The sequence below is a fragment of the Achromobacter sp. NCFB-sbj8-Ac1-l genome, assembly GCF_052695805.1.
In genome coordinates this window covers 2063533-2081503 of record NZ_CP199812.1, presented here as the reverse complement: position 1 = coordinate 2081503, position 17971 = coordinate 2063533, and the positions used below count along the sequence as shown (strand labels likewise).

The 17971-nt window shown below is 66.2% G+C and carries 15 protein-coding genes; 8 read left to right on the top strand and 7 right to left on the bottom strand.

What is annotated here, in order from left to right; genetic code table 11:
• Window positions 1–18: 18 nt before the first annotated feature.
• Entirely contained in the window at window positions 19–702 is a 684-nt protein-coding gene (locus ACUDP5_RS09560) for a transglutaminase-like cysteine peptidase (protein ID WP_263913824.1), read from the top strand.
• Window positions 703–719: 17 nt separating this feature from the next.
• Window positions 720–2687, top strand: a complete 1968-nt coding sequence (locus tag ACUDP5_RS09555) for a LapD/MoxY N-terminal periplasmic domain-containing protein (protein WP_263913823.1) — start codon at window positions 720–722, stop codon at window positions 2685–2687.
• Between the two features lie 60 nt (window positions 2688–2747).
• Here ACUDP5_RS09555 and ACUDP5_RS09550 read toward each other — a convergent pair whose 3' ends face one another.
• Genes ACUDP5_RS09550 through ACUDP5_RS09540 form a run of 3 tightly spaced genes read right to left on the bottom strand, consistent with a single transcriptional unit; the run spans window position 2748 to window position 6204 of the window.
• Window positions 2748–3587, bottom strand: a complete 840-nt coding sequence (locus ACUDP5_RS09550) for a M48 family metallopeptidase (protein WP_263913822.1) — start codon at window positions 3585–3587, stop codon at window positions 2748–2750.
• A 44-nt stretch (window positions 3588–3631) separates the two neighbouring features.
• A complete protein-coding gene (gene aroC / locus ACUDP5_RS09545; protein ID WP_263913821.1) occupies window positions 3632–4699 on the bottom strand; it encodes a chorismate synthase in 1068 nt (355 codons plus the stop codon).
• 38 nt (window positions 4700–4737) lie between these two features.
• Entirely contained in the window at window positions 4738–6204 is a 1467-nt protein-coding gene (locus ACUDP5_RS09540) for a putative bifunctional diguanylate cyclase/phosphodiesterase (RefSeq protein WP_445658621.1), read from the bottom strand.
• 533 nt (window positions 6205–6737) lie between these two features.
• On the opposite strand from ACUDP5_RS09540, the gene ACUDP5_RS09535 reads away from it, so the two are divergent.
• Together ACUDP5_RS09535 and ACUDP5_RS09530 are read left to right on the top strand one after the other, a co-directional pair.
• Window positions 6738–8711 (top strand): EAL domain-containing protein, encoded by a 1974-nt coding sequence (locus tag ACUDP5_RS09535; RefSeq protein WP_445658620.1) that lies wholly within the window; start codon window positions 6738–6740, stop codon window positions 8709–8711.
• Between the two features lie 8 nt (window positions 8712–8719).
• The gene (locus ACUDP5_RS09530; protein ID WP_445658619.1) at window positions 8720–10240 is read left to right on the top strand and encodes a sensor histidine kinase; all 1521 of its coding nucleotides are present in this window, start codon (window positions 8720–8722) and stop codon (window positions 10238–10240) included.
• Here ACUDP5_RS09530 and ACUDP5_RS09525 read toward each other — a convergent pair.
• The 3 genes from ACUDP5_RS09525 to ACUDP5_RS09515 all read right to left on the bottom strand — a co-directional run bounded on the left by ACUDP5_RS09525 (window position 10222) and on the right by ACUDP5_RS09515 (window position 13011).
• A complete protein-coding gene (locus ACUDP5_RS09525; RefSeq protein WP_025135298.1) occupies window positions 10222–10941 on the bottom strand; it encodes a response regulator transcription factor in 720 nt (239 codons plus the stop codon). The genes ACUDP5_RS09530 and ACUDP5_RS09525 overlap by 19 nt on opposite strands.
• A gap of 214 nt (window positions 10942–11155) precedes the next feature.
• The gene (locus ACUDP5_RS09520) at window positions 11156–12643 is read right to left on the bottom strand and encodes a protein adenylyltransferase SelO (protein WP_263913817.1); all 1488 of its coding nucleotides are present in this window, start codon (window positions 12641–12643) and stop codon (window positions 11156–11158) included.
• Window positions 12640–13011 (bottom strand): DUF2069 domain-containing protein, encoded by a 372-nt coding sequence (locus tag ACUDP5_RS09515; protein ID WP_263913816.1) that lies wholly within the window; start codon window positions 13009–13011, stop codon window positions 12640–12642. The genes ACUDP5_RS09520 and ACUDP5_RS09515 overlap by 4 nt, the downstream gene beginning before the upstream one ends.
• Before the next feature lie 17 nt (window positions 13012–13028).
• Here ACUDP5_RS09515 and ACUDP5_RS09510 point away from each other — a divergent pair, with 17 nt between their 5' ends.
• Entirely contained in the window at window positions 13029–14342 is a 1314-nt protein-coding gene (locus ACUDP5_RS09510; protein WP_263913815.1) for a YihY family inner membrane protein, read from the top strand.
• 38 nt (window positions 14343–14380) lie between these two features.
• Entirely contained in the window at window positions 14381–14839 is a 459-nt protein-coding gene (locus ACUDP5_RS09505; protein ID WP_025135294.1) for a CBS domain-containing protein, read from the top strand.
• A 103-nt stretch (window positions 14840–14942) separates the two neighbouring features.
• On the opposite strand, the gene dusA is transcribed toward ACUDP5_RS09505, so the two are convergent.
• Window positions 14943–15923, bottom strand: a complete 981-nt coding sequence (dusA, locus tag ACUDP5_RS09500; protein ID WP_445659142.1) for a tRNA dihydrouridine(20/20a) synthase DusA — start codon at window positions 15921–15923, stop codon at window positions 14943–14945.
• A gap of 209 nt (window positions 15924–16132) precedes the next feature.
• Here dusA and ACUDP5_RS09495 point away from each other — a divergent pair, with 209 nt between their 5' ends.
• Together ACUDP5_RS09495 and ACUDP5_RS09490 are read left to right on the top strand one after the other, a co-directional pair.
• Complete coding sequence (locus tag ACUDP5_RS09495; RefSeq protein ID WP_445658618.1) at window positions 16133–17101, top strand: homoserine kinase; 969 nt, start codon at window positions 16133–16135, stop codon at window positions 17099–17101.
• A gap of 64 nt (window positions 17102–17165) precedes the next feature.
• Entirely contained in the window at window positions 17166–17969 is an 804-nt protein-coding gene (locus ACUDP5_RS09490) for a BPSS1780 family membrane protein (RefSeq protein ID WP_445658617.1), read from the top strand.
• The last annotated feature ends 2 nt before the right edge of the window (window positions 17970–17971 follow it).

Here is a 17971-nt window from a genome sequence, read left to right as displayed (position 1 = left end):
AATGTGAAAATCCGTTTCATGCCATCAACCCGCCGTTTCCGCGTCACGCTGAACCTGTGCCGATGGGTTTTGCTTTGCCTGGCGTGCGGCTGGGGCGGCAGTTTCGCCCTGGAGATCAACGCCGACAAACTGCAAAGCCTGTCGGCCAGCCGCTATGGCGCCAAGGGCGCCAAGGCGGTGTCGAACTGGCTGCAATTGCTGCACACCCCGCCTCCCCCGCTTGAACGAGACAAGCTGACGGTGGCGAACGATTTCTGGAACCGTGCCCTGCTGTCGGGCGACGACATCACGATCTGGGGCAAGGACGACTACTGGGCCACCCCGCTCGAATCGCTGGGCAAAGGCGCGGGCGACTGCGAAGACTACGTCATCGGCAAGTATTTCACCCTGCTGTCCCTGGGCGTGCCGGCGAACAAGCTGCGTTTCATCTATGTGCGGGCACGGGTTGGCGGCCCGGCCAGCAGCAGCCAGATCGCCCACATGGTGCTGGGCTACTACGAAACCCCGAACGCGGTACCGCTGGTGCTGGACAGCCTGATTTCCACCATCCTGCCGGCGTCGCAACGGCGCGACCTGACGCCGGTCTTCAGCTTCAACGCCGACGGCGTATACGTCGACGGCAAACCCGCCGCACCGGTTGACCGCCTCAGCCGCTGGCGCGATCTACTTCAACGCATGGAACGGGAAGGCATACGCCCCTGATGTCCGGAACCAAGACTATGTCCATACTTCGACAGCTCCTGCTCAGCGTCACCCTCGCGATCATCGTGATCCTGCTGGGGACCCTGGCGCTCAGCGTCAACGCCGCCCGTGAATACCTGTCGGGCCAGTTGCAGGTGCAGAGCACCGATGCCGCCGTGTCGCTGGCGCTGTCGCTGTCGCAACCGGCCAACAACGACCCGGTGGTGCAGGAATTGCTGGTGTCGGCGCTGTTCGACGGCGGCCACTTTTCACTGGTGCGCCTGGCCGACCCCGAAGGCAAGGTGCTGATCGAACGCCAGGCCACGTCCGCGGGTGCCTCCGTGCCGCGCTGGTTCCAAGCGCTGGCGCCGCTGGATGCGCAATCGGCCTCGCACGCGGTCAGCGACGGCTGGCGCCAGATCGGCGAAGTCACGCTGGTGGCCAACGACGCCTATGCCTGGGAAGCCCTGTGGCGCAGCAGCCTGCGCATGATCGCGCTGGTGGTCGGCGCGGGCCTGATCTGGGCGCTGTTCGCCTTTGCCCTGGTGGGCTGGATCAAGAACCGGCTGCTGCGCGAGATCAGCGACCACGTCCGCAGCATCGGCCAGGACACGCCGCCACAGCAGATGCAGGCACGCGTGCCCGAATTGACCGACGTCGTGCAGGCGCTGAACCAGACCCGCGAGCGCGTCTACGCCAGCGTCGAGGAACAGAACGCCAAGATCGAATCGCTGGAACTGGAACTGAACCAGGACCCGGTCACGGGGCTGCCCAACCGCAAATACTTCGTCAATGAATTCCGCCGCGCGCTCGAAGCCGGCCCGGTCCAGGGCGGCTCGCCCGCACGTCCGCCCATCGATGGGGGCCATGTGCTGGTGTTCCGCCAGCGCGACCTGGCTGACCTGAACCGCCACATGCCGCGCGAGTTCATCGACCAATGGCTGCGCGCCGCCTGCGAACGCATCCAGGCTTCGCTCAAGTCGCTGCACGTGGCCAATCCGCTGCTGGCCCGCCTGAACGGGTCCGACTTCGCGCTGCTGCTGCCGGGTTGCGCCGCGCCGCAGGCGATGATGATCGCCGAGCAGTTGCGCGCCGACCTGCATGCCTCGCGCATTCCCGTGGGCGAAGGCCACCTGTGCCGCTGGGCCCAGGCCATGGCCGACTACAGCCACGGCAACCCGGCCGGACCGGTGCTGGCGCGGCTGGACTTCGGCCTGATGCGGGCGGAAAGCGCCGGCAACGACCAGGTCGTCATCGCCGGCGCGGCCGATGCGCAATCCCCGTCCGAATCCGGCGAGCGCGCCTGGAAGGACGCCATCCTGTCGGCCCTGGAAGGCCGCCGCTTCGAACTGGCGACCGAACCGCTGCGCGCTGCCGATGGCACCGTCCTGCGCACCGAAGCCATGCTGATGCTGCGCACGGCGCCCGACCAGGCTGCCATCCCCGCCACCCTGTTCATCCCCCCCGCCGTGCGGCTGGACCTGGTGGCCGATTGCGATCTGCAGGCCGTGGAACTGGGCCTGGACTGGCTGGCCGCCCACGACGGCGAACTGGCCCTGCGCGTGGCCCTGCCCTCGCTGCGCGGCCAGAAATACCTGCGCCAGCTGGCGCTGCTGCTGACCGAACACCGTGCGCTGGCCCGCCGCCTGTTCCTGGAAATCGACGCGCACGGCCTGGTGGAATGCCACGAGCAGATCGCCGCGCTGGCGCGGGTGGCCTCGGAATTCGGCGCGCATATCGGCGTGCGCCGCCTGGCGCAGCAATTCGGCGCCGTGGCGCAGTTGCACACCCTGCCCCTGTCGTACGTCAAACTGGGTGGCGGTTTCGTGGGCGGCATGTCGCAAAGCCCGGGCAGCCAGCAACTGACGGCATCGGTGCTGGAAACCGCCCGCAAGCTCAACATCGCGGTCTACGCCGAAGACGTGCCGGACAGCGAAACGCGCCGCATCCTGGCCGACCTCGGCATCACCGTCATGCGGGGCCCGGGCGTCAAGCAGCCCAACTAGGCCGGACAGTCGCAAAAAAAGGGCATCCGCGGCAACGCGGATGCCCTTTTCCATATCGGTTCAGCGGGCGGCGCGGCCCTTGGACTGTTCGTACAGCGGCAGCACCTGCTGGGCGGCAGCCTGCAGGTCGGTGATGCGCGATGCGGCCGAGGGGTGGGTCGACAGGATCTCCGGCGGCGCGCTGCCGCTGTCGGCCGCGCCCATCTTCTGCCACAGCGTCACGGCCGCACGTGGATCGAAACCGGCCCGGGCCGCCAGTTCGACGCCCATGCGGTCGGCTTCGGTTTCGTGGGTACGGCTGTTGGGCAGGGTGAACATCACGCTGGTGAGTTGCCCGCCCAGGTCCGACGCGGCGCTGGACCCCGTGGCGATCGACAGCACCTGCAAGCCCAGGTTGGTGGCCATCTGCTGCGACACGCGCTCACGCGCATGTTCGCGCAGCGCATGCGAGATTTCGTGGCCCAGCACGGCCGCCAGTTCGTCATCGGTGGGCTTGATCTTGTTGATCAGCCCCGTGTAGACGGCGATCTTGCCGCCCGGCATGCACCAGGCGTTGATCTCGTCGCTGGTCAGCACGTGGACTTCCCATTTCCAGCCCGACGCATCCGGGCGGAACACACCCGCTTGCGCGATCAGGCGCTGCGAAATGCTGCGCACCCGGGCCACTTGCTGGGCATCGCGATCCAGCAGATTCTTGGCCTGGGCCTGCTTGAGGATGTCGGCGTACTGCTGGTTGGCTTCCTGCTCGAGCGCCTGCGACGGCACCATGCTGGACATGTATTGCGTGCGGTTCACGCCAATGGCGCCCGACTGAGTGGTGTTCATGCCCGAGCAACCGGCCAATACGGCCAGGCCCAGGACGGCCGCCAGGCGGCGCAACGGATAGCGGTTACGGCTCATGTCGGCCTCCAGCAGTTGCAAAAAATCAGGGACTTGCCAGCCGTTCAGGCCCGATCACCGCACTGCCCGCGATGCCGCAGGGCGTGGTCGATCAGCACCAGGGCCAGCATGGCTTCGGCGATAGGCGTGGCTCGAATGCCGACGCAGGGATCGTGGCGGCCCAGCGTCTGCACCATGACGGGTTCGTTGGCCCGGTTGACCGAGCGGCGCTCGACCCGGATGCTGGACGTGGGCTTGATGGCCAGCGACACCGTCACCGGCTGGCCGGTAGAAATGCCGCCCAGCACGCCGCCGGCGTGGTTGGTCAGGAAACCGTCGGGCGTGATTTCATCGCCATGCTCGGAGCCGCGCTGCGCGATGCAGTCGAAACCCGCGCCGATGGACACGCCCTTGACGGCGTTCAGGCCCATCATCACGTGGGCGATGTCGGCATCCAGGCGATCGTAGATGGGCTCGCCCCAGCCGGCCGGCAGGTTCTCGGCCACGACCTCGATGCGCGCGCCGACCGAATCACCGTCGCGGCGCAACTGGTCCATATAGGCTTCCAGTTCGGGCACGACCTCGGCGTTGGGCGCGTAGAACGGGTTGTTCGGCACCTCGTCCCACGACACGAACGGAATCGGAATGGGGCCCAATTGGCTCATGTAGCCACGCACCTTCACCCCGTACTGCTCGGCCAGCCACTTCTTGGCCACGGCGCCCGCGGCCACGGTGGGCGCGGTCAGGCGGGCCGACGAACGGCCGCCGCCGCGCGGGTCGCGCAGGCCGAACTTGCGCCAGTAGGCGTAGTCGGCGTGGCCGGGCCGGAACGTGTCGGTGATGTTGGAATAGTCTTTGCTGCGCGCATCGGTGTTGCGGATGAGCAGGCCGATGGGCGTGCCGGTGGTCAGGCCTTCGTAGACGCCGGACAGGATCTCGACCTGGTCGGCTTCCTGGCGCTGGGTGACGTGGCGCGACGTGCCGGGGCGGCGGCGGTCCAGTTCGAGCTGGATGTCGGCGGCATCCAGGGACAGTCCCGGCGGACAGCCATCGATGACGCAACCGATGGCCGGCCCGTGGGATTCGCCAAAATTCGTGACGGTGAACAAGGTACCGAGGGTATTGCCGGGCATAGGAAGTCAACAGGTCGGGAGGTTGCAAGCAACCCCGATTATGACACCGCCGAGGCCAAAGCCTGAATCTCGGCGGCCGGCGCCGGGCGTCCCAGCAGGAATCCCTGCATCACGCGGCAGCCCAGCGACTTGAGGATTTCGCGTTGCCCTTCGGTTTCGACGCCTTCGGCCACCACCGGCAGGTGCATCGCCTGGCACAACCCGAACAAGGCGGACACCACCTCGCGGCTGCCGGCATCGGATTCCAGCGCCGAAATGAAGCTGCGGTCGATCTTGACCCAGTCGATGGGCAGATGACGCAAGTGGTTCAGGCTGGAATAGCCGCAACCGAAATCGTCCAGCGCCACGCCGATGCCCTTGGCGCGCAACGTGTTCAGGATCTTCACGTGGCGCTCGTAGTGCATGATGAAAATGGATTCGGTGATCTCCAGCACCAGCTTGCGCGGCGCCAGGCGGGTCGACGCCAGCACGTCGGACACCAGTTGCACCAGGCTGTCCTCGTTCATCTGCTTGACCGACAGATTCACGTGCACCCGCCAGGCGGCCGGCCATAAAGCGGCCTGCGAGCAGGCACGCTCGAGTATCCAGGCGCCCAGCGGCACGATCAGGCCGCTGCGCTCGGCCAGCTCGATCGTCACCGCGGGCGACACGCTGCCCAGCTCCGGGTGATGCCAGCGCAACAGCGCCTCGCAACCCTGCACCACGCCCGTGCCGCTGTCGCAGACCGGCTGGTAATACAGTTCGAACTGGTCCATGGACGCCGTGGTCAGCGCCAGGCGCAGGTCGTTTTCCAGCCCTTGCTGGTCGCGCTGGCGGGCCAGCATGCGAAAGTCGAACATGTTCCAGCCCGGACCGCCCCGTTCTTTCAGCGGCACCATTGCGACCTGCACGCAGCGTTGCAATTCTTCCACACTGCGGCCGTGGTCCGGATACAACGCCGCCCCCACGCGAAACACCGCGATCAGAGGCCGGCCGCCCAGTTCGTAGGGCACCGACAGGTCTTCCAGCAGCTTGGCCGACACCAGTGCCGCCCCCTGCTCGTCCACCTCGGGAATGCAAAGCGTGAACGTGTCCGTGCCGCTGCGGGCCACCATGCCCCCCAGGGCGCGCGTGAGCAGGCTGAGGCGGTCAGCGACCATCACCAGCAGGGTCTGGTCTTCGCCTGCGCGCAGCATCGCGCTGATCTCGGCATACTGGTCAAAACTGACCAGGAAAAACGCACCAATGCCGCGCGTCCCCGTGCGGGCGCGCGCGATACCCAGGGACTCGCGGTCCGCCTGCGCCACGCCCCCCGGGCCGAATGCGCCCCGGCCCGACGCCTTGTCCGCCTGGTTCAACCAGGCGCGCGCGCGGCGATGCAGCTCCCGCTGGCTCAGGACACCGGTCAATTCGTCACGCGTCAGTCGCCCGCGCAGGACACGCTCCCGGCGGACGAAAAACAAACTTATCGCTGCAAGTGCGCCCGCGAGCGTCAGGCACAGTGCGAGCAGGTAACTCTCACGCACGGAGCCCCCTATCTAGAAACCCTTGGCGTTGTGGTCCGGAAAGAAACCCAAGGGCTGTAACATTTTTTAAATTATGCATTATTTTCGCAAAAAAACGCCACACTTCAGGAGCAACGCGCTCCTTTTCCTTCGATTCCTGCCCTGCTCTGGTTGCTCGCTTGGGGTCATGACGGTCCTTGGATAGCAGTCGCTGGCCGGTCCTTTGCGCCATGCCGTGCCCTTACTACGACAGCCGGAACCCTAAAATTAATACGGCCTGTCTCAATAGTTATCATCCGGGCAATTATCACGAACGAAATAATTGCACAGGTTGTCTGATATCGCAGGTGATTTCGTAATATTCTGTATGTTCTGTGACATGCGGAATTACAGCGTACGCGACGACACTGAGGTATTAGTAACGTGTGTCACGTTTCTTATCCAGCATTTTTCCCGATCAGGCACGCTCGCGGCCTGACGTTCCCCCTTTTACTGGCAGGCCGGCATTGCGCGGCACCGGCAACGGTGCGGGCCACGAAGGGAACCCCTACTCCATGTCCACATTACGCCGGCTGATCCTCTGCACCGCCCTCCTGATTGCCTTCATTTTGCTCGGTGCGCAGGCGCTGGGGATGCTGGCCGCCCACCGCTACCTGAACACCCAGCTGGCCCAGCAGGGCCAGGCGGGTGCCAGCGCCCTGGCGTGGGCGCTGTCCCACACCGCGGGGGGCACGCAAGACCAGGTCAAACTGGCCGATGAACTGTTCGGTGCCGGCCTGTATTCCTTGGTCAAGATCAATGCGAAAAACGGGGACGCCATAGCGGAGCGCCGCAGCGCCTCGCCTGGCCAACCCGGACGGGCACACGACTGGCGCGATGGCTGGTTGACCATGCAGGCCCCCGCCGCCACCCTGCCCTTTGTCGCGCCGGATGGCCGCCCGATGGGCACGGTCACCGTGCAGGCGGATGCCCGGCTGGCCCGGGACACGCTCTGGCAAGGCGGCGTACGCGTCATCGGCCTGGTGCTGGCCGCGGGCGTCTTCTGGACGCTGTTCGCCGTCAACCTGATGCGCTGGATCGAAGCGCGCACCTCGCGCGACATCTGCGAACGGGTGCGGGCACTGGCGCCGGGTGGCGAGGCGGCGCCCAACCGCGCGTGCGGACTGGCGGGCGTGGACCAGGCCCTGGTCGACGCCCAGCGCAAGGTGGCCGCGACGGTGCAGGAACAGAACGCACGCATCGAATCGCTGCAAAGCGAGATCTCGCGCGACGCGGTCACCCGTCTGCCGAACCGCAAGTACTTCATCGACCATTTCCGGGTCGAGCTTGCCAGCCAGGAACCGGACGCGGGCGGCCACATCCTGCTGTTTCGCCAGCGCGACCTGGCGCAGATCAACCGTCACCTGTCGCGCGCCTTCACCGACCAGTGGCTGCGGTCCTCGTCCGACCGCCTGCGTAAACTGGTCGACGGCTCCGGCGGTCCGACAGCCGTGCTGGCGCGCATCGGCGGCTCGGACTTCGCGCTGCTGATGCCCCGTACTTCGGCGCCCCAGGCCGGCCTGCTCGCCGAGCGGGTGCGACGCGAATTGCGGTCGCTGCGGGTGCCGATGGACAAACGCGGCTGGTGCCGCTGGGCGCTGGCGATGGCCGCCTACGCCCCCGGCGACAGCATGAGCGACACGCTGGCGCGCCTGGACCATGCCCTGATGTGCGCGGAAAGTGCCGATGACGACCAGATCTCGCCGGCAAGCCAGGCCGCCGACAGCACCCGCATCGGCGAATACAGCTGGCACGATGCGCTGTCCACCGCCCTGGAGCAGCACCGCTTTTCCCTCTCGGTGCAGCCCCTGGCGGACGTGGCAGGCAGGCTGTTGCAGCACGAGGGCCGCCTGACCCTGCACGATGCTGCCGGAGCCGACCCGGTCCCGGCCTCGATCTTCATGCCGCCGGCGGTGCGTCTGGGGCTGTCGGCCGAATGCGATATCCAGGCGATCCGCCTCGGGCTGGACTGGCTGTATACCCACCCCGACGCCTTGACCGTGCATGTTTCGCGCGCCTCATTGGCCCAAGGGGCTTTCCTGGCGCGACTGGAACGCATGCTGGCCGACCGGCCCGCCCTGACGGCACGCCTGATCGTCGAAGTCGATGCCGAGGCGTTGGTGGAACACGGCGCCGACATGCAACAGTTGTGCCGAATCGTCACCCAGGCCGGCGGCCGCGTGGGGCTGTCACGCCTGTCCCGGCAATTCGGGGCCATGGAGCACTTGCACGAATACCCGGTGTGCTACGTGAAACTGTGCGGGGGATTCATCACCGGCATCCTGCACAGCCCGGGCAGCCAGCACCTGGCGGCAACGGTCGTCGCAACGGCGGTGTCGCTGAACATGGATGTGTACGCGGAAGACGTGCCCGACCCCGCCACCCAGGCCATCCTCGAGAAAATCGGCGTCCGCGCAATTCGTGGCGCTGTCGTAAACTTCGCCCGCGCGCACGACCTCGCGCCTGACCACCAATGGGTTCCTAGTTGACGGAAGGCTTGTTTCTTCGCACCCTTCGGCGCTTTCGCCACCGCCGCGCAAGCCGCACGACGCCTGCGCAACGCGGCTGGCCAGCCTGGCTGGCAGGCGCCGTGCTGTGGCCCGGCCCATTGATGGCGGCAGGGCCGGCCACGTCCTACCCCGAGCTTCAGGCCGCCCTGGTCGCCGGCGTCGCCTTGGCGTGCGCGGTGGCCTTTCTCACCACCTGGGCCTATACAAGGGCAGCCAGCTACGGCGCCGCGCTCGCGTTCGTGCTGGTGGAGGGCGTCTTGCGCGTGCAGCCCTTGCTGTTTCCGGCCGGCGCCTTGCAGGCGGGCTCTTTCGCTGCCCTCCTGGCCTTGTCCGTCCCCCTGATTTCCGGCAGCCCCGTCGCCGCCCGCCTGGCAACGGCATGCCGCTGGGCCTGCATCGCGTTGACCGGCCTGGCGGCACTGGCACTGATCTTCGTCTATGACGCCGACGGCGGCATGTTGCCCGGCTTGATCGCCGCCGTCTGCGCCGCCGCCAGCGCAGCATTGGCAGCGTGGTTCCTGGCAGCGGCGGCCCGAGGCACCCCCCGCAGGATGGCCGCGCTGGCGCTGGGCGCAGCCTATGCGGTGTCGGTCTGGGTGCTGACGCAAGACGCGGTGCCCGGCCAGAGCGACGGCGCGCTGGCCCCCGAACTGGCGCGGCTGCTGCTGGTGCTGGCTGCCTTGCTGCTGGCGGGGCTGGATCCCAGGCACGCTCACGCAAGGCCCGCCCCCGCCGACGCCGACTCGCACGTCCAGGGCGACCTGCGGCTGGCCGAAATGGCCGGTGCGCTCGATACCCAGCGCCAGGTGAACGCCCTGATATCGCACGAGTTGAGGGCACCCCTGGCCACGATCAGTGCCGCCGCCCAGTCGTTGGACATGATCCTGTCCGGCAGCGGTGAAGCCGTCGACAACCGTCTGGCGCGCATCCATCGGTCCGTCACGCGCATGACCGAATTGATGGAACAGCTGCTGAACCAGGACCGCCTGGGCGAACACGCCTGGACCCCGCGCGCGGAACTGACCGACATGTCGGAACTGGTCGGCGACGTGGTGGCGGCGATGCAACCGGATACGGCGCATGCCTTGCTGCTGCAGACCGACGCCGACACCCTGCCCGTCTATTGCGACCGCCCGCTGACCAGCGTGGTCGTACGCAATCTCATCCACAACGCCATCAAGTATTCGCCAGCCAGCGAACCTATCCGCATCGAAACGGGACGGACAACCGAGAAGGATGCGCCCATGGCCTGGATGGCGGTCACCGACAGCGGCCCCGGCATCGGCGAAGAAGAACAGGCGCGCATCTTCGAGCCGCATTTCCGCCGCTCGGCGCACCGCGAAACTCAGGGAATGGGAATTGGCCTGTATCTGGCCCGGCGCATCTGCCAGAACCAGGGTGGCTCTCTGGTCATGCAAAGCAAGGTGGGCGTCGGCACGCGCTTCGTCATCACCCTGCCCGCGCGGCCGCCCGCGCCGGACGCGGCCAATCAGGCCGCGAACACGTAGCCCTGGCCGCGCACGGACAGCACGGGCAACTTCAGGCCCGCGCTTTGCGCCTTGGCGCGCAGGCGGCTCACCAGCACATCGATACGGCGCAGTTCAAACCCTCCGGGGCTGTCCGGCAGGAACAATTCGGCCAGCGCCTGGCGGCTGACGGCGGAACCCGCCGCGTCCATCAACGCCATCAGGAACGTGCGTTCCTGGGCGCTCAAATGCAGCGACGCGCCATCCGGCGCCACCAGGATCCAGCCGCCGTCCTGCAGCGACCACGCGGTATCGGCCGACGCACGCGTTTCGGCATCGGCGGGACGCGGCACCTTGGCCAGGCGCATGCGGCGGGCCAGGCTGCGGATGACGGAGCTGAGCTCCAGCAGGTCCACCGGCTTGGTCATGTAGACGTCGGCGCCGCCTTCCAACCCGCGCACCCGGTCTTCGAGCGCACTGCGCCCGGTCAGCATGACAATGCCTACCGGACTCAGCGCGCGCAGTCGCGTGGCCACCGAAAAACCGTCTTCACCAGGAAGATGGGCATCAAGGATGACGATATCGCAGGGCTGTTCCTGCAAGCGACGGTAAAAGGCCGCGGCGTTGTCACAAGCAAACGCCACACGGAAACCGTACCCACCGAGGCCCAACGCCAACTCCTCCCGGAAGTCCGCATCATCCTCAAGCAGGCCGATACACAGCAAACCATCTGCGCCAGGCATATTTAGAGTGCTTTATATTGAAAATTGTCGACAAATGCCCCAAGGACGGGGGTACCGTCCTGAGTGTCCCGCAGGCGACAATCTTACGACTTTTACAATGGAAACGAATGATTGCAGAGAAAAAAACCGCGTTTTTTCGTCTCAATGCGCCAACTTTCTACGATATCCCGCTCTAAAAAGACGTTTTGTCGTCAAGAACCGCTCAAAACGAACATCAAGACGAACAACTGACTTCAATGCCGTTGGCCCAATCCGGCGGCAGGGCCGCATACTTTTCGTACCCCGGCTGTTCCGTGAAGGGCGCGCGCAGCAGCTTCATCAGGGTATCGATCTCGCCGGCATCGCCCGTTTTCGCAGCGCGGATCGCCTCTTCGGCCAGGTGATTGCGCAATACATATAGCGGATTGACCCGGTTCATGGCGGCGGCGACTTCAGCGGCCGCCCGGCCGTCCTGGGCCTGGCGCGCCAACAGGCGGTCCAGCCAGGCCGCAGCGGCGGGCCGATCGATGAACAGGTCTTCGAACGGCGCGCGGTTGCCCGATACCGCATCGGCCAGCCGGCGCCAGCTCAGGGTGAAATCCGCCTGATTGGCGTCCATCAGCTTGAGCAGGTCGTCCAGCAAGGGCTCGTCCGCCGGGCGCCACGCGGCCAGCCCCAGCTTGGCGCCCATGCGGTCATGGAAGGCGCGGGTGAACACGCCTTCATACTCATCCAGCACGGCACGCAGGCCGTCGACGTCCTGCACCAGCGTATGCAGGCTGCCGCCCAGGCGATACAGGTTCCAGAGCGCCACCGACGGCTGCCGATTCCAGGAATAGCGGCCCTCGGAATCCGAATGGTTGCACACATGGCCCAGCCGGAAACCGTCCATGAAACCGTAGGGGCCGTAATCCAGCGTCAAGCCCAGGATCGACATATTGTCGGTGTTCATGACTCCGTGGCAAAAGCCCACGGCCTGCCAATCCGCCATCAACCGCGCGGTGCGGTGCGTGACTTCGCGCAGCAGGTTCCGCAACGGCGCGGCAGCGTCCTGGGGTTCGCCCGCCGGCGCGACCCGGCATTCGGGGTAGTAGCGGTCGATCACGTAGTCGGCCAGCGCCTTGAGCAGGTCCGGCTGGCGGCGCGATGACCAGTGTTCAAAGGAACCGAAGCGCACGAAACTGGGCGACATGCGCGTGACGATGGCCGCGGTTTCGACGGTTTCGCGCCAGACCGGGTCGTCCGAAGCCACCAGCGCCAGGGCACGCGTAGTCGGCACGCCCAGACCGTGCATGGCCTCGCTGGCCAGGTACTCGCGCACCGATGAACGCAGCACCGCACGGCCGTCGCCCATGCGGGAATACGGTGTCAGGCCCGCCCCTTTCAGTTGCAATTCCCAGGCGCCGGCCGGCCCCTGGATTTCGCCCAGCAGATGCGCGCGGCCATCGCCCAACTGGCCCGCCCAGACGCCAAACTGGTGGCCGCTGTACACCGCTGCCAGCGTGTCACCGCCCGGCAGCGGATCGGCGCCGGAAAAGACACGCAGGAATTCCGGCGTCTGCAGCACCGACGCGTCCAACCCGATCAGGGCGGCGGCTTCGGCGTTGGCGTGCAGCAAACGGGGATTGTTCAGGGGCTGCGGCGCCAGCCGCGTGTAGAACGCCGCTGGCAAGGCCGCAAACGAGTTGACGGCCTGCAATTCGGACAGGGAATGAGCGTTCATGCGCGTTGGCTCCTGGCGGCCCGCTTGGCCGGCCGCACGTAGAAAATGGCGCTGAGGAAAAACACGGTGGACAGCAGGATCTCACCCCAGGCCATCAGGACCGACAACGGCGCCGGGTCGGACATCGCCCGCACCACGCCTTCCATCAGGTACAGCAGCGACAGCATCGCGGCCCACTGGTACGTGTAGAGATTGCCACGCAGGATGCCGCGCAGCGGCAACACCAGCGGCAAGGCCTTGAGCAGCATCCAGGAACCGCCCGGACGCAGCGGCGCCACGACCGTTTCCCAGGTCACGCACAACACGATCAAGGCGAACAGCGACACCGATGCCACCAGGCGCAAGCGGGGGTTGAGTTCAGGGTTCATGCTGCTATTATCGCCTGATGAACCGCCCCGCCGAGCCTGCCGCCGCCGCGCCGGCGGCCACCGAGCCCCCGCCCCCGCACGCTTCGTGGGGTGCGCGCGTGGGCCGCGCCTTCCTGTTCACCGCCCAGCGCGCCGACGAAGAAAAGCTGCTGCAGGTCGCCTCCAGCCTCACCTTCACCACGGTGCTGGCCATCGTGCCCATGCTGGCCGTGGTGCTGTCGCTGTTCACCGCCTTTCCCGTGTTCCAGGAATTCCGGGTCGCCCTCGAAGATTTCCTGACCAACAGCCTGATGCCGCCGTCCGTGTCGGACAACATCATGGAATACCTGAACCAGTTCGCTCGCCAGGCCTCGCGCCTGACCGCGATCGGCGGCGGCTTCCTGCTGGTCACGTCGCTGCTGCTCATCATGACCATCGACAAGGCCTTCAACGACATCTGGCACGTCACGCGCCAGCGGCCTTTGCCGCAGCGGGCCCTGGTGTACTGGGCCGTCATCACCCTGGGGCCCGTGGTGGCCGGTGCCAGCCTCTGGGCCACCTCGTTCGTGGCGCGCGAGTCGCTCGGGCTGGTGCGCGACGTGCCCGAAGTCGTCAGCGTCGCCATTTCTTTCATTCCGCTGGTGCTGACCGGCCTGGGCTTTGCGGCCCTGTTCGTGGTGGTGCCGAACCGCGATGTGCTGTGGCGCGATGCCCTGGTCGGCGGTTGCGTCACCGCCGTGGCGCTGGAAATCATGAAATCGGCGTTTGCCTACTACCTGACCCGTTTCCCCACCTATACCGTCATCTATGGGGCATTCGCCACGCTGCCCATTTTCCTGCTCTGGATCTACCTGTCGTGGCTGGCGGTGCTGCTGGGAGCCACCCTGGCCGCCACCGCCCCGCTCATCCGGCTGGGCCGCTGGGAATTCAACCGCTACCCCGGCGCGCCCTTCGTGGACGCCCTGGACGTGCTGCGCGTATTGCGCCGGGCCCAGTCCGAAAGCCCGCCCGGCCTGCCCGCCAACCGGCTGGCTTCCGGCCTGAAACTGCACCAGGACGAACTGAACGAGGTGCTCGAACGGCTCAGCGACATGGGTCTCATCACCCGCAGCCCGGACGACCTGTGGGTCCTGACCTGCGACGCCCGCGAGACATCCCTGGCGCCGGTCGTAGACCGATTCCTGCTGGATCGCGCCCAGCCGCGGGTGCGCGACGACCCCGAAATCCTCAAGGTCGCCTCGGCCGTGATTTCCCAGCAAAACACACCGACGCTGGAAGAACTTTGCGGAGAGGCGCAAAATACCGGAAATGGCATCGCCCCGGTCTTGCAGCTGGAAGCGAACAAGAAATAGCAAATAGCATCAGGGCGCGCTGCGCCCAGGAGAAACCGATGTTGAAGGTCAGCGAGATTCTGCGCGTCAAGGGAGACACGCTTTACACGGCTTCGCCGGACATGCCCGTGTCCCAGGCCGTGCAAACCATGAGCGAACAGGATATCGGCTCGCTCGTCATCATGGAATTCGGCACCCTGACGGGCATGCTGACGTTCCGCGAGATCATTCGCCACATGCACGCACATGGCGGCGCGGGCGAAACCACCATCCGGTCCATCATGGACGACGCACCGGTCAGCGTGTCGCCCAACACCAGCGCCGACGAGGTCCAGCGCCTGATGCTCGAAAAGCACGCGCGCTACATTCCGGTCATGGACGGCCCGACCCTGATGGGCGTGATTTCCTTCTACGACATGGCCCAGGCCATCGTGGCGGCCCAGCAGTTCGAAAACAACATGCTCAAGGCCTACATCCGCGACTGGCCCGCCGAAAGCGCCGAACCGGCCAAGTCCTGAGTCCGGCCCGCGGACACTTACCGCGGACAGATACGGCCCCTGCTCAGGGGCCGTTATTTTTTGCCTGGATGCCTGGATTGAGTATCTGGCTTGGATATCCGGATCAGATACCCGCTGGCGCCGCCGTCAACGCGGCGCCGCGCATGTCCGGCGCGTGCCGTTGGCTGCGCCAGGCGTCATAGATCAGTGCCGGATTGTTCGCGGCCAACAGCGCCGGATCCGACAGCATGCGGCGCCACCGGCGCGCGCCCGACTGACCATTCACCAGACCCAGCATGGGCCGCGTCATGACGCGCAGCGGCACGCCCTGCGCCACCTGGCGCGCGGCATATTCCATCATGGCGTCGACCACCTGTGCATCGCTGGGCAGCCGCACCGACGGCCACAGTTGCAACGACACTTCGGACAGCACCCGCGGCGTGTGCCAGGCCGCCCGGCCCAGCATGACGCCGTCAAAATCGGCGGCCGCCGCCACGGACTGGTCGGCATCGGCCAGCCCGCCATTCAAGACGAACACGCAGTCCGGGAAGTCCCGCTTCAACTGCCGCACCACGTCGTAGCGCAGCGGCGGAATTTCGCGATTGTCCTTGGGCGACAGGCCCTTGAGCACCGCGTTGCGGGCATGGGCCACGAATACCTGGCAGCCGGTGTCGTAGATCTTGCCGACGAAATCGCGCACGAAGGAATAGGACTCGTCGTAGTCCAGCCCCAACCGGTGCTTGACCGTGACGGGGATGTCCACGGCGTCCTGCATGGCCTTGATGCAGTCGGCCACCAGGTCTGGCTCGGCCATCAGGCAGGCGCCGAAAGCGCCCTTCTGTACCCGTTCAGATGGGCAACCGCAATTCAGGTTGATCTCGTCATAGCCCCACTGGCGGCCCAGCTTGGCCGACTGCGCCAGTGCGTCCGGCTCGCTGCCGCCCAGTTGCAGGGCGACCGGGTGCTCGGCTTCGTCGAAGTCCAGGTGACGGGCGACATTGCCGTACAGCAGCGCGCCGGTGGTGATCATTTCGGTGTACAGACGTGCGCGCGGGGCCAGCAGCCGATGGAAATAGCGGCAGTGCCGGTCGGTCACGTCAATCATCGGGGCGACACACAGCCGCCAGTCGGGGGAGTCCAAGAATCGCTCAGTAAAACAAGGGGATGCGGTATTTTACGGTGCTTGGCCGGTTTATGTCCGGCAGGCCGATTGCGCGGGCGGTGAACCCCTGCCGCCCATGTGGTCTAAAATTGCGCCGCCACCGCGTACAGCCAAGTCCGCCCGCCCGTTAACTCCCCTCTTTCCGTACATCAATGGCCGTATTCACCCCCGTATCCGACGACGACGCGCGCGCCCTGTTGGCGCATTTCGACCTGGGCGAGTTCGTCTCGCTGCGGGGGATCACGGCGGGCATCGAAAACACCAATTATTTCCTGTACACGAGCCGCGGCGAGTACGTGCTGACGCTGTTCGAGGTGCTGACGCAGGCGCAACTGCCGTTCTATATCGAGCTGATGTACCACCTGGCCAGCCGCGGCATCCCCGTACCGCAGCCGCAGACGCTGCGCGACGGCACCCGCCTGACCACCCTGCACGGCAAGCCCTGCGCCATCGTTTCGCGCCTGCCCGGCGGCTACGAGCCCGCGCCCGGCGCCGCCCATTGCGCCCTGATCGGCGCCACCCTGGCCCGCGCCCACCTGGCCGGGCAGGACTTCCCGATCCAGCAGCCCAACCTGCGCGGCCTGTCCTGGTGGGTCGAGACCGCCCCCAAGGTCATGCCCTTCCTGGAAGCCGGCCAGGCCCAACTGCTGCAGACCGAACTGGCCGACCAGCAAGCCGCCGCCGCCACCCCGGCATGGCAGACGCTGCCCGCGGGCCCGGCCCACTGCGACCTGTTCCGCGACAACGTGCTGTTCGCCGGCACCTTCGAAGATCCCCTCATGGGCGGCATCATCGATTTCTATTTCGCCGGCTGCGACACCTGGCTGTTCGACGTGGCCGTCAGCGTCAACGACTGGTGCATCGAACGCGACACCGGCGAGTTCATCCCCGAGCTGGTCCAGTCCTGGCTGGCCGCCTATGCCCAGGTACGGCCCTTCACCGATGCCGAACGCCAGGCCTGGCCGCTGATGCTGCGTGCGGCCGCCCTGCGCTTCTGGCTGTCCCGCCTGTACGACTATTTCCTGCCGCGCCCGGCCCAGACGCTCAAGCCGCACGACCCCCGTCATTTCGAAAGAGTGTTGCAGGCGCGCCACCGCGCGGGCCTGCCAGTATTGCCGTAACCGTTACGCCCCCCATAATGGGGGTAGCACGTCCCTTATTGAGAGATCACTCCCCAAGAGAGCCATGCAAGCAGCATTCCTCCCCGCGTCCTCCGGCTGGCAATGGGTCCGAGACGGCTTCCGTCTGTTCCGCAAGCAACCCCTGGCCATGTACACCTGGGCGCTGGTCAACAGTCTCCTGGTCATATTTGCGTTCGCGGCACAGATTGTCGGCCCGATCCTGTTCATCGCCCTGATGCCGTCCGTCACATTGATGAGCCTGGCGGCCTGCAAGCATGTCGAGGCAGACCGCGTGATGCTGCCCTCAATGTGGGCCAAACCGCTGAAACAGCCTGGCGTCTTCAGGAAGCTGTTCCTGATGGGTCTGCTGTACGCCGCCGTCAGCCTGATCGCCGGCCTGGCCACCTTCCTGCCCTTCTCGGCCGCTTTCGCCGAAGGCATGCGCATCGCGTCCATCGAAAACAGCATGGAACCCATCCTGCAGGCGCTGCGCACCCCGCTCATCATCTTCACGGTGCTGTACGTCATCATCGCAGCGCTGTTCTGGTATGCGCCCGTGCTGGTGGCCTGGCATGGGCTGCGCCTGACGCAAGCCTTGTTCTTCTCCGGCATCGCCTGCTGGCGCAATAAATGGGCCTTCCTGGTGTACGCCGCCACCTGGGTCCTGATCGCCCTGTTCCTCGATCTGTGCTCGGGCCTGCTCGTCTACATCGGCCTGTCACCCCAATTTGCCAGCACGCTGCAGATTCCGTTCACGATTGCGGCGGCGGGCGTGTTCTATTGCAGCTTCTATCCGTCGTATACCGCCGTGTTCGGCATCAATAACACCAGCCCGAACCTCGACAACGGCCACGGCGCCCAGGCATAGCG

Coding starts and splice junctions, on each gene's coding strand:
- ACUDP5_RS09560 (WP_263913824.1), top strand. CDS start 19: ATGCCATCAACCCGCCGTTTCCGCGTCACGCTGAACCTGTGCCGATGG.
- ACUDP5_RS09555 (WP_263913823.1), top strand. CDS start 720: ATGTCCATACTTCGACAGCTCCTGCTCAGCGTCACCCTCGCGATCATC.
- ACUDP5_RS09550 (WP_263913822.1), bottom strand. CDS start 3,587: ATGAGCCGTAACCGCTATCCGTTGCGCCGCCTGGCGGCCGTCCTGGGC.
- aroC (WP_263913821.1), bottom strand. CDS start 4,699: ATGCCCGGCAATACCCTCGGTACCTTGTTCACCGTCACGAATTTTGGC.
- ACUDP5_RS09535 (WP_445658620.1), top strand. CDS start 6,738: ATGTCCACATTACGCCGGCTGATCCTCTGCACCGCCCTCCTGATTGCC.
- ACUDP5_RS09525 (WP_025135298.1), bottom strand. CDS start 10,941: ATGCCTGGCGCAGATGGTTTGCTGTGTATCGGCCTGCTTGAGGATGAT.
- ACUDP5_RS09520 (WP_263913817.1), bottom strand. CDS start 12,643: ATGAACGCTCATTCCCTGTCCGAATTGCAGGCCGTCAACTCGTTTGCG.
- ACUDP5_RS09515 (WP_263913816.1), bottom strand. CDS start 13,011: ATGAACCCTGAACTCAACCCCCGCTTGCGCCTGGTGGCATCGGTGTCG.
- ACUDP5_RS09510 (WP_263913815.1), top strand. CDS start 13,029: ATGAACCGCCCCGCCGAGCCTGCCGCCGCCGCGCCGGCGGCCACCGAG.
- ACUDP5_RS09505 (WP_025135294.1), top strand. CDS start 14,381: ATGTTGAAGGTCAGCGAGATTCTGCGCGTCAAGGGAGACACGCTTTAC.
- dusA (WP_445659142.1), bottom strand. CDS start 15,923: ATGATTGACGTGACCGACCGGCACTGCCGCTATTTCCATCGGCTGCTG.
- ACUDP5_RS09495 (WP_445658618.1), top strand. CDS start 16,133: ATGGCCGTATTCACCCCCGTATCCGACGACGACGCGCGCGCCCTGTTG.
- ACUDP5_RS09490 (WP_445658617.1), top strand. CDS start 17,166: ATGCAAGCAGCATTCCTCCCCGCGTCCTCCGGCTGGCAATGGGTCCGA.